The sequence below is a fragment of the Acetomicrobium sp. genome, assembly GCF_059026225.1.
Genome location: NZ_JBWQOQ010000007.1, coordinates 804,478 through 817,413 on the forward strand (window position 1 = coordinate 804,478; position 12,936 = coordinate 817,413).

Annotated in this window: 20 protein-coding genes; all 20 read right to left on the minus strand. The window is 47.0% G+C overall.

From position 1 onward, the window contains the following. From flgG to rpmD, 20 genes are read right to left on the minus strand one after another with little or no spacing between them, the layout of a single operon-like run. Positions 1-789 (minus strand): flagellar basal-body rod protein FlgG, encoded by a 789-nt coding sequence (gene flgG, locus AC5SXE_RS08525; protein WP_310849105.1) that lies wholly within the window; start codon positions 787-789, stop codon positions 1-3. A 34-nt stretch (positions 790-823) separates the two neighbouring features. After that, on the minus strand, positions 824-1,597 hold the full coding sequence (gene flgF / locus AC5SXE_RS08530; RefSeq protein WP_310849104.1) for a flagellar basal-body rod protein FlgF: 774 nt from the start codon (positions 1,595-1,597) through the stop codon (positions 824-826). Positions 1,598-1,633: 36 nt separating this feature from the next. Next, the gene (locus AC5SXE_RS08535) at positions 1,634-2,680 is read right to left on the minus strand and encodes a rod shape-determining protein (RefSeq protein ID WP_310849103.1); all 1,047 of its coding nucleotides are present in this window, start codon (positions 2,678-2,680) and stop codon (positions 1,634-1,636) included. A gap of 29 nt (positions 2,681-2,709) precedes the next feature. After that, a complete protein-coding gene (gene truA / locus AC5SXE_RS08540; protein WP_493917184.1) occupies positions 2,710-3,585 on the minus strand; it encodes a tRNA pseudouridine(38-40) synthase TruA in 876 nt (291 codons plus the stop codon). After that, positions 3,498-4,310 (minus strand): energy-coupling factor transporter transmembrane component T family protein, encoded by an 813-nt coding sequence (locus AC5SXE_RS08545; protein WP_493917185.1) that lies wholly within the window; start codon positions 4,308-4,310, stop codon positions 3,498-3,500. The genes truA and AC5SXE_RS08545 overlap by 88 nt, the downstream gene beginning before the upstream one ends. Continuing rightward, complete coding sequence (locus AC5SXE_RS08550) at positions 4,298-5,149, minus strand: ATP-binding cassette domain-containing protein (protein ID WP_493917186.1); 852 nt, start codon at positions 5,147-5,149, stop codon at positions 4,298-4,300. Before AC5SXE_RS08550 ends, AC5SXE_RS08545 begins: the two co-directional genes overlap by 13 nt. Next, complete coding sequence (locus AC5SXE_RS08555) at positions 5,140-5,976, minus strand: energy-coupling factor transporter ATPase (protein ID WP_323720960.1); 837 nt, start codon at positions 5,974-5,976, stop codon at positions 5,140-5,142. Before AC5SXE_RS08555 ends, AC5SXE_RS08550 begins: the two co-directional genes overlap by 10 nt. A 6-nt stretch (positions 5,977-5,982) precedes the next feature. After that, entirely contained in the window at positions 5,983-6,336 is a 354-nt protein-coding gene (rplQ, locus tag AC5SXE_RS08560; RefSeq protein WP_310849098.1) for a 50S ribosomal protein L17, read from the minus strand. Positions 6,337-6,339: 3 nt separating this feature from the next. Continuing rightward, the gene (locus AC5SXE_RS08565; RefSeq protein WP_493917187.1) at positions 6,340-7,368 is read right to left on the minus strand and encodes a DNA-directed RNA polymerase subunit alpha; all 1,029 of its coding nucleotides are present in this window, start codon (positions 7,366-7,368) and stop codon (positions 6,340-6,342) included. Positions 7,369-7,388: 20 nt separating this feature from the next. Then, positions 7,389-8,015, minus strand: a complete 627-nt coding sequence (rpsD, locus tag AC5SXE_RS08570) for a 30S ribosomal protein S4 (protein ID WP_303882678.1) — start codon at positions 8,013-8,015, stop codon at positions 7,389-7,391. 36 nt (positions 8,016-8,051) lie between these two features. Then, a complete protein-coding gene (gene rpsK / locus AC5SXE_RS08575) occupies positions 8,052-8,444 on the minus strand; it encodes a 30S ribosomal protein S11 (protein WP_310849096.1) in 393 nt (130 codons plus the stop codon). Between the two features lie 30 nt (positions 8,445-8,474). Further along, the gene (gene rpsM / locus AC5SXE_RS08580) at positions 8,475-8,858 is read right to left on the minus strand and encodes a 30S ribosomal protein S13 (RefSeq protein ID WP_303882676.1); all 384 of its coding nucleotides are present in this window, start codon (positions 8,856-8,858) and stop codon (positions 8,475-8,477) included. A gap of 6 nt (positions 8,859-8,864) precedes the next feature. Then, positions 8,865-8,990: a 50S ribosomal protein L36 gene (gene rpmJ / locus AC5SXE_RS08585; protein ID WP_303882663.1), complete on the minus strand. Its 126-nt coding sequence runs from the start codon at positions 8,988-8,990 to the stop codon at positions 8,865-8,867. A 22-nt stretch (positions 8,991-9,012) separates the two neighbouring features. Continuing rightward, a complete protein-coding gene (gene infA, locus AC5SXE_RS08590; RefSeq protein WP_303882662.1) occupies positions 9,013-9,231 on the minus strand; it encodes a translation initiation factor IF-1 in 219 nt (72 codons plus the stop codon). Positions 9,232-9,251: 20 nt separating this feature from the next. Then, positions 9,252-9,551, minus strand: coding sequence for a KOW domain-containing RNA-binding protein (locus AC5SXE_RS08595; protein ID WP_310849335.1), 300 nt, complete (start codon positions 9,549-9,551; stop codon positions 9,252-9,254). Beyond that, on the minus strand, positions 9,548-10,321 hold the full coding sequence (gene map / locus AC5SXE_RS08600; RefSeq protein WP_493917188.1) for a type I methionyl aminopeptidase: 774 nt from the start codon (positions 10,319-10,321) through the stop codon (positions 9,548-9,550). The genes AC5SXE_RS08595 and map overlap by 4 nt, the downstream gene beginning before the upstream one ends. After that, positions 10,308-10,967: an adenylate kinase gene (locus AC5SXE_RS08605; RefSeq protein ID WP_323720957.1), complete on the minus strand. Its 660-nt coding sequence runs from the start codon at positions 10,965-10,967 to the stop codon at positions 10,308-10,310. Before AC5SXE_RS08605 ends, map begins: the two co-directional genes overlap by 14 nt. Before the next feature lie 25 nt (positions 10,968-10,992). Continuing rightward, positions 10,993-12,285, minus strand: coding sequence for a preprotein translocase subunit SecY (gene secY, locus AC5SXE_RS08610; protein WP_493917189.1), 1,293 nt, complete (start codon positions 12,283-12,285; stop codon positions 10,993-10,995). Then, positions 12,286-12,732, minus strand: coding sequence for a 50S ribosomal protein L15 (gene rplO / locus AC5SXE_RS08615; RefSeq protein WP_303882656.1), 447 nt, complete (start codon positions 12,730-12,732; stop codon positions 12,286-12,288). A gap of 16 nt (positions 12,733-12,748) precedes the next feature. Then, a complete protein-coding gene (gene rpmD / locus AC5SXE_RS08620) occupies positions 12,749-12,931 on the minus strand; it encodes a 50S ribosomal protein L30 (RefSeq protein WP_310849093.1) in 183 nt (60 codons plus the stop codon). Positions 12,932-12,936: the final 5 nt, after the last annotated feature.

A 12,936-nucleotide genomic window follows, 5' to 3' on the forward strand; every position in this document is an offset into this window, starting at 1 on the left:
TTATCGCCTCAGGTTGTTTGCTATGTGCAACAATTCATCCGCCGTTTGTATGGTTTTTGAATTAGCTTCGTAGGCCCGCTGCGAAACTATCATTGCCACCATTTCCTCCACCACCTGAACGTTCGACATCTCCAACGCTCCTTGGCGAAGAGTGCCAATTCCTTCCTCGCCCGGTTCCCCCAATATGGGAAATCCGCTGGCGGGGGTCTCCAAAAATAGGTTCTTTCCTATTGCCCTCAAACCTTGGGGATTGACAAAACGAGCCAGCTCAATTTGGCCAATTTCATCAGGCTCGATATCGCCCGGCTGTCTTGCGTACACTTCACCTGTAGGACTTATGGTGATCTCCACGGTATCTTCCGGAATGGTAATTTGTGGCTCCAGAAGATAGCCGTCAGATGTGACTATCTGGCCTTCCCCGTCGATGTGCCAGCTTCCGTCACGGCTATAGGCAATAGTGCCGTCGGGTAGGGTTACCTGAAAGAATCCGTCACCTTCTATAGCCAAATCCAAAGGGTTGTCAGTAACCTGCAAATTTCCAGGACTCATTACACGGCTTGTACCTACCAGCCTCGTGCCCAAGCCTATCTGTATCCCGGTGGGAATCATCGAATCGGGCTCGACAGGCGCGCCAGGTTCCCTCCCTATTTGGTATATGAGGTCCTCGAATTCTGCCCTCATCTTCTTATAGCCTGTGGTATTGACATTTGCGAGGTTATTGGAAATGACGTCAAGGTTAGACTGTTGGGCGATCATACCCGTGGCTCCTGACCACAAAGCACGTATCATCATTATCACCTCTTGCAAAAACTCAAAAAATCAATCACGATCTTCCAAATGTCGTTATCAAAGATCCCGTTTGTTCGTCTTGAACGGTCAAACTCCGAGCAGACGCCTCGTAGGCCCTTTGGCCCTCTATAAGTCGCACCATTTCGTGTACAACGTTTACGTTGGATCTCTCCAGGGCTCCTGGGATAAGATGAGTCACCTCCACTGCCAAAGGTTCGCCCGAAGCGTCGCTTACTTGAAACAAATTTTTTCCGACGTTTCTAAGGTGAGTAGGATCTTGAAAGTCAAACAACTGGATTTGACCCACAACTTCTCCGTCCGCTATGACCGCGCCTGACTCATTGATTTCAACGATATCAGCGTCACCTACGACTATGGGGGTGCCACCTTCGCCAAGGACGCTTTGACCTTCCTGAGTCACAAGGACTCCGTTGAAGTCGAGGGTAAAATTGCCTGCCCTGGTATAAAATACATTGCCTGCACCGTCTTGAAGGGAGAAAAAACCTCTTCCGGAGATGGCTACGTCAAAGGGATTATCCGTCACTCTGACAACGCCTTCAGAAGCATCTATTGCCGTTTCGGAAAGCACTACGTTGAGACTGGAATTGCCTATGGGCCAGTACACCGCTTTGCCGTAAGGCTCAACAGACTCTCTGCGTTGCACTAAAACCTCGGGAAAGGATTTATTGACCGCAATCCTCCTCTTGAAACCCACGGTATCAATATTTGCAAGGTTATTAGACGTTACATCAATTGCTTTTTCCTGAACCAGCATCGCCGATGCAGCGCCATATATACCGCGATACATCCCCAAAAGCCCACCTTTCTTTAAAATCTTAAACACCTAACGCCAAGGGCTTGAGCTCTTCTTCAAAGCCGAATAAACAGCCCCGGCCTCTCTTAAGGCATTCAACTCCTCAAGCGCTTTACCCGTACCCAGGGCTACACATTCCAAGGGCGAATCAGCCACATAGGTATGAATGCCCGTTTGTTCGTATATGAGCTCCGGCAATCCTTGAAGTAAAGCTCCCCCTCCTGTTAGCGCGATCCCTCTGTCAATAATATCGGCAGAAAGTTCCGCTGGCGTTAGCTCGAGTACGCGCCTAATGCTTCGAATTATGGATGAAACGATGTCTTCGATTGCCTCTCTGACGTCATCGGTCGTCATCTCGACTTGTCTTGGCAGGCCTAGGACAACATCTCGGCCCTTTACGATCATTGTCCTTGCCTTATCATTTGAAATTTTGCAGCAGTTTCCAATAGATATTTTTAAGGCTTCAGCAGTCTGCGAACCTATTTCCAAGTTATATTTCTTTCGAACATATCTTATTATTGCCTCATCCATCGCATCACCGCCAAGGCGCGGGGATTCCGCAACCACAAGTCCTCCAAGGGAGATGACCGCGATATCGGATGTTCCTCCGCCGACATCCACGATCATGTTCCCTCTCGGCTCTTCGATTGCAAGCCCGGCGCCTATTGCCGCGGCCATAGGTTCCTCAATGAGGTACGCTTCTTTGGCTCCAACTTCCAAGGCTGCCTCCAATACAGCCCTTCTTTCGACATCGGTGGCACCCGAAGGCACCCCGATCATCACTCGATGGCGTAAAAACTTATTGATGCCGGACATAACTTTTTTCAGGAAATGTCGTATCATGGCCTCCGTCATGGTGTAATTGGCGATGACTCCACTTTGAAGGGGACGCACTGCTACGACGTTGCCCGGCGTTCTCCCAAGCATTCTTTTTGCCTCCGAGCCAACGGCCAAAATCTTGTTGGTGTTCTGATCTATGGCAACCACCGATGGCTCCCTCATAACCACTCCTCTTCCCTTTATGTAAATCAATATCATGGCCGTCCCTAAATCTATACCTATATCCATGCCCAACACCTACGGCAACCTCCTTCTTTCTTTTAAGCTTAAAAAATGAAATTACGTGCGGTAGCAATGTATTCCGCGGAATTCCAGGGCAATGGGTCATATTGAACTTGCCACAGAAAAAGCCCTTTAGCTGGAGCAGTAAGCCCCGCGTCTTCGCGGGATCCTTCTTCCAAAAGTCTGCCAACATCCGATAAACTTTTACGACCCATTGCTATTTGATCCATTGTACCAATAATAATCCTAACCATGTTCGTCAAAAAAGACCTTCCTGTTATCGTCACCTTTACTGCAAAACCGTCAGTTTCCATCCCAGCTTCAATTATCGTACGTCGCGTATTTGACGGACGATCGGCCTTTCTGCAAAAAGCGCCAAAATCGTGACAACCTTCAATCATCGTTAGAAAAGACCTGGCTTTTTCCATGTCCCAAGCGTTTTTGTTCCACCAAATGTACTTATTTAAGAGAGGAAGCCTGGATTCGCCCTTCCATATAAAATAAACATACTTTCTCCAGAGGGCACTTTTTCTCGCATCGAAATCGTCACTCACAGAAGCCACATCAAATACGCCAATGGAAGGAGGCAAATTCGCTTGCAGGGCCCTTCTCAGGCTTCGTAAACCGTGAGGCCAATACATATCAAAATGAACAACTTGTCCCAGGGCATGGACGCCGCTGTCAGTTCTGCCTGCACACGTTACCTTAACACTTTCTTTATTTAGAACAGACAAAGTCTCTTCTAAAACGGCCTGCACTGTCAAAAGGTCCCTTTGTCGTTGAAAACCGTGAAAGGCTGAACCGTCATAGGATATCAACGCAGCATAGCGAGTCACAGCACCCACTTGTCCAGCACCACCCCGCTTGAACAAGTCAAAAGGACGGCCAGCAAGTAAAGCCCATCGGATGAAGTCCAACATAGGGGTTTCATCCTGCTGCGTCCAATGCCACCGCGGTAACATCTGGCTTCCATGGCGATGGCCAATTCGTCTGCCCTCTGAAATACGATGACGAAAAGAGGAACCAATACAGGTATGAAGGCCTTAAATCTTTTTATGAGACTTCCGCTATCAAGATCCGCGCCTCGTGCCAACTGAGCCTTTATTATTCTATCTGTCTCGTCAAGAAGTGTAGGTATGAAACGTAGGGCTATTGTCATCATCATGGCGAATTCGTGCGCAGGCACGTGAAAACGCTTAAAAGGCGAAAGCAGGGATTCTATTCCGTCGGACAATTCAATGGGGCTCGTTGTCATCATGGTTATATTGGCAAATAATATTAAAAACAAAAGCCTCAGTCCCATCTTAATGCTGGCAGCGAGACCTTCTTTTGTTACGGATATGAAGAAAACCCTGAATAATTCTTCGCCGCTGGTAAATAACAAATTTATCAACACTGTAAAAATTATCAATATCAAGACCGGTTTTATCGAAACCATAATCGTCTTTAACGAAAGCTTGCTCAAAGCGCTAATGACGATAAGAACGATAAACCACAGAAAATATGGCCAAAGGGAAGTACTTGCAAGAAAAACGGAGGTTATCAATGCTATAGCACTTAAGATCTTGGCCCTTGGATCTAATGAATGCACAAAAGATTGGGTTGGGACGTATTGCCCTAGAGACAGGTGTTCTAAGAAAGACATGAAGACACCTCTTTTTCAATGTTCTCTAGTAAAATATCTTCCCTCCACGTAAGGGGGACATTTAAACCTGCTCGCCGCAAATGCAGCGCAAATTCCAAAACATCCGGAAGCACAAGGCCCTTTGCCGGCCTTTCGATGAGCTCCTCGACAACTTCGCCGGGAGGTCCGCATAATTTCTTTAGTCCATCCTCAAGTATTAACAATCTATCGCAATAGTCAAGAACCATCTCAATATCATGGGTGATTTGTACTATGGCCACACCTCTGCCTTTAAAGGCTTCAAGAACGGAAAACAAACCTTGTCTGCCCTTAAAGTCAAGCCCGGCCGTTGGTTCATCTAAAACCAGATAGGAAGGTTCGGTCACAACGATGGACGCTAAAGCCACTTTTCTTCGCTGCCCTCCAGACAGCTCAAAGGGGTTTCTTGAAAGCACCTCTTCATCGAGATCAAAGATCTCCAAGGCTTCCTTTATCTTTCTGAGAGCCTCCTCCTCGGGAATACCAAAGTTCTTGGGAGCATACATCATCTCCTCCAAAACCGTCTCCGCAAAAAGCTGATGTTCTGGGTATTGGAAGGCAAGACCAACCTTGCGTCTCACTGATTTAAGATGAGGAGCCTTGGGATAAAGCTTCAATCCATCCACGAAAACCTCGCCTTGAGAGGGAAACAGCAATCCGTTAAGCATTTGAGCCAAAGTGGTCTTTCCGCTACCGGTATGCCCCACTATGGCCACCCATTCTCCCGATTCAACACAAAATGAGACGTTACTAAGCGATACCGTCTCCAATGGAGTATCTTTATGATATATATAACTGACGTCACGTACCTCTATCGACATAACTTTTGCACCACATTTTCAGCCATATCTTCAGCACGAGGAAAAACCTCGTCATCAAGGAGGCCCCTTGTCTTAAGATCCCGCCAGAGCCTGAAGATAGCCGGTTCCTTTATTCCAAACTCTACCAGTTTTGAGTCCTCTAAAACATCACCTAATCTTCCATAGAAGGTTAATTTACCCTGTCTAAGTACGGCAACGTAATCTGACATTAAGATCTCTTCTACTCTATGGGTAATCGTGACTACTGTCATGCCACCTTCGTGCAGTTTCTTTAAGACCTCCATCAAATCTCTTCTGCCTTCCGGATCCAACATGCTCGTAGCTTCATCCAAGACTATGCACTTAGGTTTCATGGCTAACGCTCCTGCAAGGGCCAAGCGCTGCTTTTGGCCACCGGAAAGAGCATATGTGGGTTTTTGGGCAAATTCAGCAAGGCCAGTCACGTCCAATGCCCAATTGACGCGCTTTTTTATTTCCTCGCTTGATAACCCGAGGTTCTCCGGACCAAAAGCTACTTCTTCTTCTACCACGGAAGCCACAATTTGATTTTCAGGATTTTGAAATACCATGCTCACATTCTTTCTTATTTTCCAGTGCGAAGACGAGTCTTTCGTGTCATTTCCCAACACGAAACAAACGCCCTGCGTTGGCACAAGCAGGGCGTTTAAATGTTTCGCCAGGGTAGACTTACCCGATCCGTTATCCCCAACGATTGAAACCCACCATCCGGTTTCCACGTCCATTGTTATTCCTGAAATGGCGGGTCTCTTTGTATCGGGATAATAAAACGTTACATCCCGTAAAGAAAAAATCGTCTCTTCACTCATATTTAATTACTGGACAAACTCGATGATCGCTCTCGGGGCAGCGTCTCCCTTACGATGACCTAACTTTACTATCCTGGTATAGCCTCCCGGGCGATTGGCATAACGAGGCGCCAACTCATTGAACAACTTCAATGTCGCCTCTTTGTTTCGCAATCTAGATATGACGATTCTTCTGTCATGCAAACTTCCGCCCTTAGCTCGAGTTACCAACTTTTCCACGAATCTCCTAAGCTCTTTGGCTCTCGGCAACGTGGTTTCTATGCTTTCATGAACGATAAGGCTTGCTGCCATGTTTATGAGCATCGCATTTCTATGAGCGCTGTAGCGCCCAAGCGTCCTAGAGCGTACCCGATGCCTCATCCTTTACTCCTCCTTGCCTTTGTTTTCACCTGAATCGTTTCCGGTGTTGTCATCCTCTTGACCCTTGCCCTCCTTTGATTCTGCCTTGATAGAACTCAAAGTCAGGTCAAAGGCCCCAAGTTTTTCTTCTATTTCCTTTAATGAAATCTTTCCTAGGTTGCGGATCTTCAAGAGATCTTCTCGCGTGTATTGGATCAAATCTCCGATTGTACGAATGCCCGCACGAAGTAGACAGTTCTCGCTCCTAACAGACAGTTCCAGGTCGCGGATGGGCCGTGATAGCAAGGGGTCCACTTCCTCTTCTTCGGAGAGTGCCTGCAATACCCCAACTTCCTCTGGAGCAGACGGTTTCTTCACCAAGAGAGAAGCAATGTGACTGAAATACTGATTTAATATCTTAACTGACTCGAGAAAGGCCTTCGTGGGTGCTATAGTTTCATTAGTCCACAGTTCAAGCAGCAAACTCTCGTAATCCGTCCGCTGACCAACTCTTGCAGCACTAATACTATAATTAGCCCTCAAAACCGGCGAGAACACCGCATCTATTAACAACACGTCCACGGGCAGATAGTTAGGCCTGGGCCTGTCCATGGTAAAGTAGCCAACGCCTCGTTCCACGTAAAGGTCCATACCCAACTTATGACCTTCTTCTAAGGTGCATATATAGGCCTCAGGATTCGGAAACTCCACCTCGCTGTCGGGAACTACATCTGCGGCAGTCACGATCTTTGGCCCCTGCGCCTCGAGCCTGAGTATTCGCACCTCTTCGCTATGCGATATAACAGCCAGTTTTTTGATATTTAAAATAACCTCTAAAACGTCCTCTACCACGCCGGGCACTGTGCTGAACTCGTGCAATACGCCATCTATTCTTATGGCAGAAACAGCAGCTCCCGATATGGACGACAACAAAACGCGCCTAATGGCGTTCCCTAAAGTCACGCCATAACCCCTTTCTAGGGGTTCTATCCTTATTCGCCCATAACCCGAACTGCATTCTTCAATATTAATATCCGGCACAACGCGTTCCAAACTAATCCTCTCCTTAATAATTATCGAGCGTAGAACTCGACGATGAGCTGTTCGTTGACAGGAACATCAATTTGCTCTCTCGTTGGAAGGGATATTACTCTCCCCTCCATGCGTTCCGCCTGCAATTCCAGCCATTCGGGCGTGGTTCGAGCCGAAGCTACCTCCAGGTTTTCTTTGATTATGGGTATATCTCTGCTCTTTGAGGCAATTCCTATGACATCGCCCACTTTTACCAAAGCGCTTGGTATATCTAACCTCTTGCCATTAACTGTTATATGGCCGTGAGAGACCAACTGCCGAGCTTGCGCTCTGCTTGAGGCAAAGCCAAGACGATAAACTACGTTGTCCAAACGTCGCTCTAGCAATTGAATAAAATTATGACCTTTTTGCCCAGCCATCCTGCTCGCATTCTCAAAGAACCTCTCGAATTGCCTCTCGGTCATGCCGTACATTCTCCTGAGTTTTTGCTTTTCGTGCAATCGGAGTCCGTATTCGCTAAATTTTCTGCGTCTATGGCTGTGTTGCCCTGGAATAGTGTTCCTTCGCGCTATGGCACATTTCTCCGAATAGCATCTATCGCCCTTTAAGAAAAGTTTAACTCCTGCCCTGCGACACAATCTGCAGGAAGGACCTGTATATCTGCTCATATCGTGATCTTTCCCTCCTTCGACTCCAAACTAAAATTATACTCGTCGTCGCTTTGGAGGACGACACCCATTGTGCGGAATTGGGGTGGCATCCTTTATCATGTTTATTTGAAGACCTGCCGCCTGCAGGCTTCTGATGGCCGATTCTCTGCCGGGCCCGGGGCCTTTAACTATAACATCCACCTCAACCACTCCGTGATCTTGTGCCTGCTTTGCGGCTGCTTGAGCTGCCATTTGAGCAGCGTAGGGAGTGGATTTACGCGTTCCCTTAAAGCCAACCGTTCCTCCCGATGCCCATGCGATAACACCGCCTTGTTTATCGGTTATGCTAATGATCGTGTTGTTAAAAGTAGAGTGGATACGGGCAACGGCATAATTTATATTCTTTCTTTCTTTTCTCCTCGTGCGCCTCTTGGTGCTTTTAGCCACTCAATTTCCCTCCTTAAATAATAACTTCTCTTACTTCTTCATTGTGGCTTTTTTCTTGCCGGCAATAGCCCTCCTGGGGCCTTTTCGGGTACGAGCGTTCGTTCGAGTGCGCTGTCCCCTGACAGGAAGACCCAATCGGTGCCTCAGTCCTCGGTAACAACCGATATCCATCAATCGCTTGATGTTGGCACTGACTTCACGCCTAAGATCTCCTTCGACCTTATAGTTGTTCTCTATTTCCCTTTGTAATTTATTGATCTCTTCCTCGGTAAGATCTTTCACCCTGGTGTCAGGATTAATACCGGTGGCAGCCAGGATATTTTTTGCTGAAGGAAGGCCTATTCCGTAGATATAGGTCAATGCTATTTCGATTCTCTTATCTCTGGGCAAATCAACCCCTGCTATTCGAGCCATGCTCGATTACCTCCTTACACCCTGTCGTTGTTTATGTTTCGGATCTCTTTTACATATTATCCATACCCTTCCGTGGCGTCGAATAACCTGACAATGCTCACAGATAGGTTTCACAGAAGGTCTGACTTTCATTATTCTACTTCCCCCTTTAAAGCTACTTATATCTATATACAATTCGCCCTCTTGTCAAGTCATAAGGCGATACTTGAACCAGGACTTTGTCTCCCGGCAAGATTCTTATGAAGTGCATTCGCATCTTACCCGAGACATGGGCTAGCAATATATGCCCGTTTTCAAGCTCCACCTTAAACATTGCATTAGGCAACGGCTCAAGCACCGTACCCCGTAACTCGATGACATCTTCCCTCGCCATGCGCGCTGACCTACCCCCTCTTAATTAAAACCCTTCTTTTCGTAGTAGACCAACAATTGTTGGTGTATCCACTCATCGCTAATCTCACGATTATCTTCCAGGCGCTCCTTCAATTCGCGTAAGTACCAATTGGTAGCCTGAAGATGTTTAGGGTTTTTTGGCTTCGGGCGGGTTATGGAACGGTGCTTGCCGTCAGCCACATAAACCCGATTATTCAATGCATCCTTGCCTATTATTACATAAAATGTGCCCTTATCCTTTCCTTTTTTAGAGATGACGACCCTGCCTATTTCAAAATCCTCGAGATCCAAGATCGTCACTCCCACGGTGTAAGTATGACTCCGCCATCCTCGGTAATAAGCACGGTATGCTCAAAATGTGCCGCGTCTGAGTGATCGGCCGTGGCAACGGTCCATCCATTGTCTAAAACGATCACTTCCTCGTTTTTCCCCGCTATTACCATTGGCTCTATGGCGAGGGTAAAGCCGCTTTTAAGCACAATCCCGTCACCCTGTCTCCCAAAATTTAGAACTTGGGGCGCCTCATGAAGGTTTCTTCCTATGCCATGCCCGGCGTAATCTCGAACAAGCCCATAATTCTGCGAAGTTACGAAATGCTCAATGGTATATCCCACATCACCTAATGTGCTACCGGCCTTTGCTGTTCTTATAGCTCTATATAAAGCCTCTTTCGTCACCTCAAGTAGTCTGGCCCTGCTTCTGCTCACGCTTCCAACAGGATAGGTGCACGCGGCATCGCTAAAGTAACGCTCAAAACAGGCACCTACATCTATGCTTACAATATCTCCTTCCATTAATATCCTGTTCGGATCTGGAATGCCATGAACGATCTCGTCATTGATCGAAACACAGATGCTCCCCGGAAAAGGACAGGGCGCGCCCGGGAAAGAATAGCCTTTGAATGCGGGAACTCCGCCGCTTTTAGTTATCATCTCCTCAGCCCTGACATCTAAGCTCCTGGTATCCACTCCAGGTCTTATGAGGTCATTCATGAGCTTTAATACATCTGCTACAATCAATCCAGCTCGTTTCATTCTCTCGATTTCCCATTTTTTCTTAATTCGAATCATCTTTGCCTCCACATAAACCTTCAATGGCGCGCAAAACTTCATCGCTCTCCAAAGAAGCATCGACAGCGATGAGATTGCCTTTATCTTTGTAATAAGCCAGCAAGGGAGCTGTTTCTTTTTCGTATACCTTTAGGCGCTGTCTTACGACATCGGGCTTATCGTCATCGCGCTGCACCAACTTGACGCCACAATTTTTGCAGCAATCTTCACTCGGGTAATCTTCGTTGTAGACATTGTAAATCGCATTGCAGTTGGGACAAACCCGCCTACCTGACAGACGTCGCACCAACGTTTCTTCATCGGCATCGAAGAACACGACAGCATCAAGTACAATCCCTTCGGATTTCAAAAGCTCGTCCAGGGCCTCCGCTTGTTTGACCGTTCTGGGAAACCCATCCAAAATAAAACCTTTTTTAGAGTCTTCTTTCTTAAGCCTTCTTCTAACCATTTCTATGATCAATTCATCGGGCACTAAACGACCAGAATCCATATAAATTTTGGCCTCTTTGCCCAACTCAGTTTCATTTCTAACGTGTTCGCGCAGCATGTCGCCCGTCGATATATGCGCTATCCCGTATTTAGCAGCCAGCTTAACCGCTTGGGTTCCCTTTCCAGCGCCAGGTGGACCTAAAAATATCATGCGCAACTTCCTTCCTCCTTAATCACGTTAATTACAGTCGAAGTATTCCGCCTGCTTTCCCTTTCCGCCTCACAAGGCCCTCGTAATGGCGCATGAGCAACTGGGCCTCGATTTGTTGGACGGTTTCCAGCGCTACGCCAACAACGATCAACACCGCAGTGCCTCCAAAGTAAAAAGTGGTTATACCAAGCATTTGCGTCAATAACGAAGGAAGTAGGGCAATGACTGCAAGAAATATCGCACCCCCCAGAGTAACTCTGGACAATACCCTTTCTATATAATCCGCTGTAGGGCGACCTGGCCTGATGCCGGGGATGAAGCCTCCATATTTTTTGAGGTTATTGGCTACCTCTATGGGGTTAAACACGATGGCCGTGTAAAAGTAAGTAAAAAAGATAATTAATAGCACGTAAAGAATCATGTAAATCGGACTGCTTGGAGAAAGTACCTTAGATATAGTTTGTGCAAAACTGGCAGAAAAAAATCTCGCAATGGTACTAGGAAACAGCAAAACGGAAGAAGCAAAGATTATCGGGATTACCCCTGCACTATTAACCCTTAAAGGTATGAACGTAGATTGGCCACCGTAAATCTTATTTCCGATGACTCGTTTAGCGTATCGAACGGGTAAACGCCTTTGGCCTTCTTGAAGTATGATACAACCAGCGATGACTACTATCATGATAACGCCAGCTATTATCAGAGTGAGAAAGTTCATTTCACCAGCACGAAGCAAGACGAATGTTCTAACAACGGACTCCGGTACGCGCACGACGATCCCGGCAAAAATCAAAAGCGATATCCCGTTGCCTATGCCGTGATCGGAGATCATCTCTCCAAGCCACATGACAGCTATCGAACCTGCGACAAGCGTAATGACGGCGACCAGCACAGAAACACCGCTCACATAAATGATGTTCATGCTCTTGAGCCACAATACCATGCCCACTGCCTGAATGGTGGCAAACAATATAGCCAATACTCTGGTGTACTGGGTAATTTTTCGCCTACCTTCTTCGCCTTCCTTTTGCATTTTTTCAATGGCAGGCACCACAACAGCCAAAAGCTGCATAACGATGCTTGCATTTATATAAGGGGTCACTCCGAGAGCAAATATGCTGAATCGACGAAGCGCACCGCCAGCAAAAAGGTCGAACAAACCTAGAACCCCACCCTGTTCGAACAAGCTTGCCATCGCCTTCGCGTCCACTCCCGGTGTAGGAATGTGTGCCCCTAAGCGAAACACAAACAAGATCCCAAGGACAAATAAGATCTTGCTTTTTAAATCGGGCAGGCGAAACACGTCACGCAGGGCGCTAAACACCTAAATCACCTCTGCCTTGCCGCCTGCTGACTCGATCTTAGCTTCAGCATTCGCACTAAACATGTGCGCCTTCACTACAAGCGGTTTCGTGATATCGCCCTTTCCTAACACCTTCACTGGAACGAAAGCATCTTTTATCAGACCTGCTTCATACATTTGCTCCGGCGCAACAACGCTATTTGGCTCAAATTTCTCCTCCAGGGAAGAAATATTTATATATTGATACCTCTTAGCAAAACGGGCGTTATTAAATCCTCGCTTTGGGATCTTTCTAACTAGAGGCATTTGTCCGCCTTCAAATCGTATCGGTATGTTTCCGCCAGCTCGAGATTTTTGCCCTTTACATCCACGAGTGGAGGTACCGCCATGCCCGCTTGCTCTGCCTCGCCCTACCCTTTTGGGCTTCTTTTTTGCACCTATCGGAGCGCGCAAATCGTGTATACGCATTTCCATTCCCTCCCAACTAATCGACCATGTCCCAAACTACAAGGTGTTCAACAGCGCGTATCATGCCCCGAATTTGAGGAGTGTCCTCATGTATCACGCTTTGATTTAATCTTTTAAAACCTAAAGCTCGTATGCACCTCTTTTGTCTTTCTGGGCGACCTATGGTGCTTTTTTTCCAGGTAACACGAATCTTGGGCATATGCC

Coding starts and splice junctions, on each gene's coding strand:
- AC5SXE_RS08550 (WP_493917186.1), bottom strand. CDS start 5,149: ATGTCGATAGAGGTACGTGACGTCAGTTATATATATCATAAAGATACT.
- flgG (WP_310849105.1), bottom strand. CDS start 789: ATGATACGTGCTTTGTGGTCAGGAGCCACGGGTATGATCGCCCAACAG.
- flgF (WP_310849104.1), bottom strand. CDS start 1,597: ATGTATCGCGGTATATATGGCGCTGCATCGGCGATGCTGGTTCAGGAA.
- rpmD (WP_310849093.1), bottom strand. CDS start 12,931: ATGCCCAAGATTCGTGTTACCTGGAAAAAAAGCACCATAGGTCGCCCA.
- truA (WP_493917184.1), bottom strand. CDS start 3,585: ATGTTGGACTTCATCCGATGGGCTTTACTTGCTGGCCGTCCTTTTGAC.
- map (WP_493917188.1), bottom strand. CDS start 10,321: ATGATTCGAATTAAGAAAAAATGGGAAATCGAGAGAATGAAACGAGCT.
- rplO (WP_303882656.1), bottom strand. CDS start 12,732: ATGCGTATACACGATTTGCGCGCTCCGATAGGTGCAAAAAAGAAGCCC.
- rplQ (WP_310849098.1), bottom strand. CDS start 6,336: ATGAGGCATCGGGTACGCTCTAGGACGCTTGGGCGCTACAGCGCTCAT.
- rpsM (WP_303882676.1), bottom strand. CDS start 8,858: ATGGCTCGAATAGCAGGGGTTGATTTGCCCAGAGATAAGAGAATCGAA.
- AC5SXE_RS08555 (WP_323720960.1), bottom strand. CDS start 5,976: ATGAGTGAAGAGACGATTTTTTCTTTACGGGATGTAACGTTTTATTAT.
- rpmJ (WP_303882663.1), bottom strand. CDS start 8,990: ATGAAAGTCAGACCTTCTGTGAAACCTATCTGTGAGCATTGTCAGGTT.
- infA (WP_303882662.1), bottom strand. CDS start 9,231: ATGGCGAGGGAAGATGTCATCGAGTTACGGGGTACGGTGCTTGAGCCG.
- AC5SXE_RS08545 (WP_493917185.1), bottom strand. CDS start 4,310: ATGTCTTTCTTAGAACACCTGTCTCTAGGGCAATACGTCCCAACCCAA.
- rpsD (WP_303882678.1), bottom strand. CDS start 8,015: ATGAGCAGATATACAGGTCCTTCCTGCAGATTGTGTCGCAGGGCAGGA.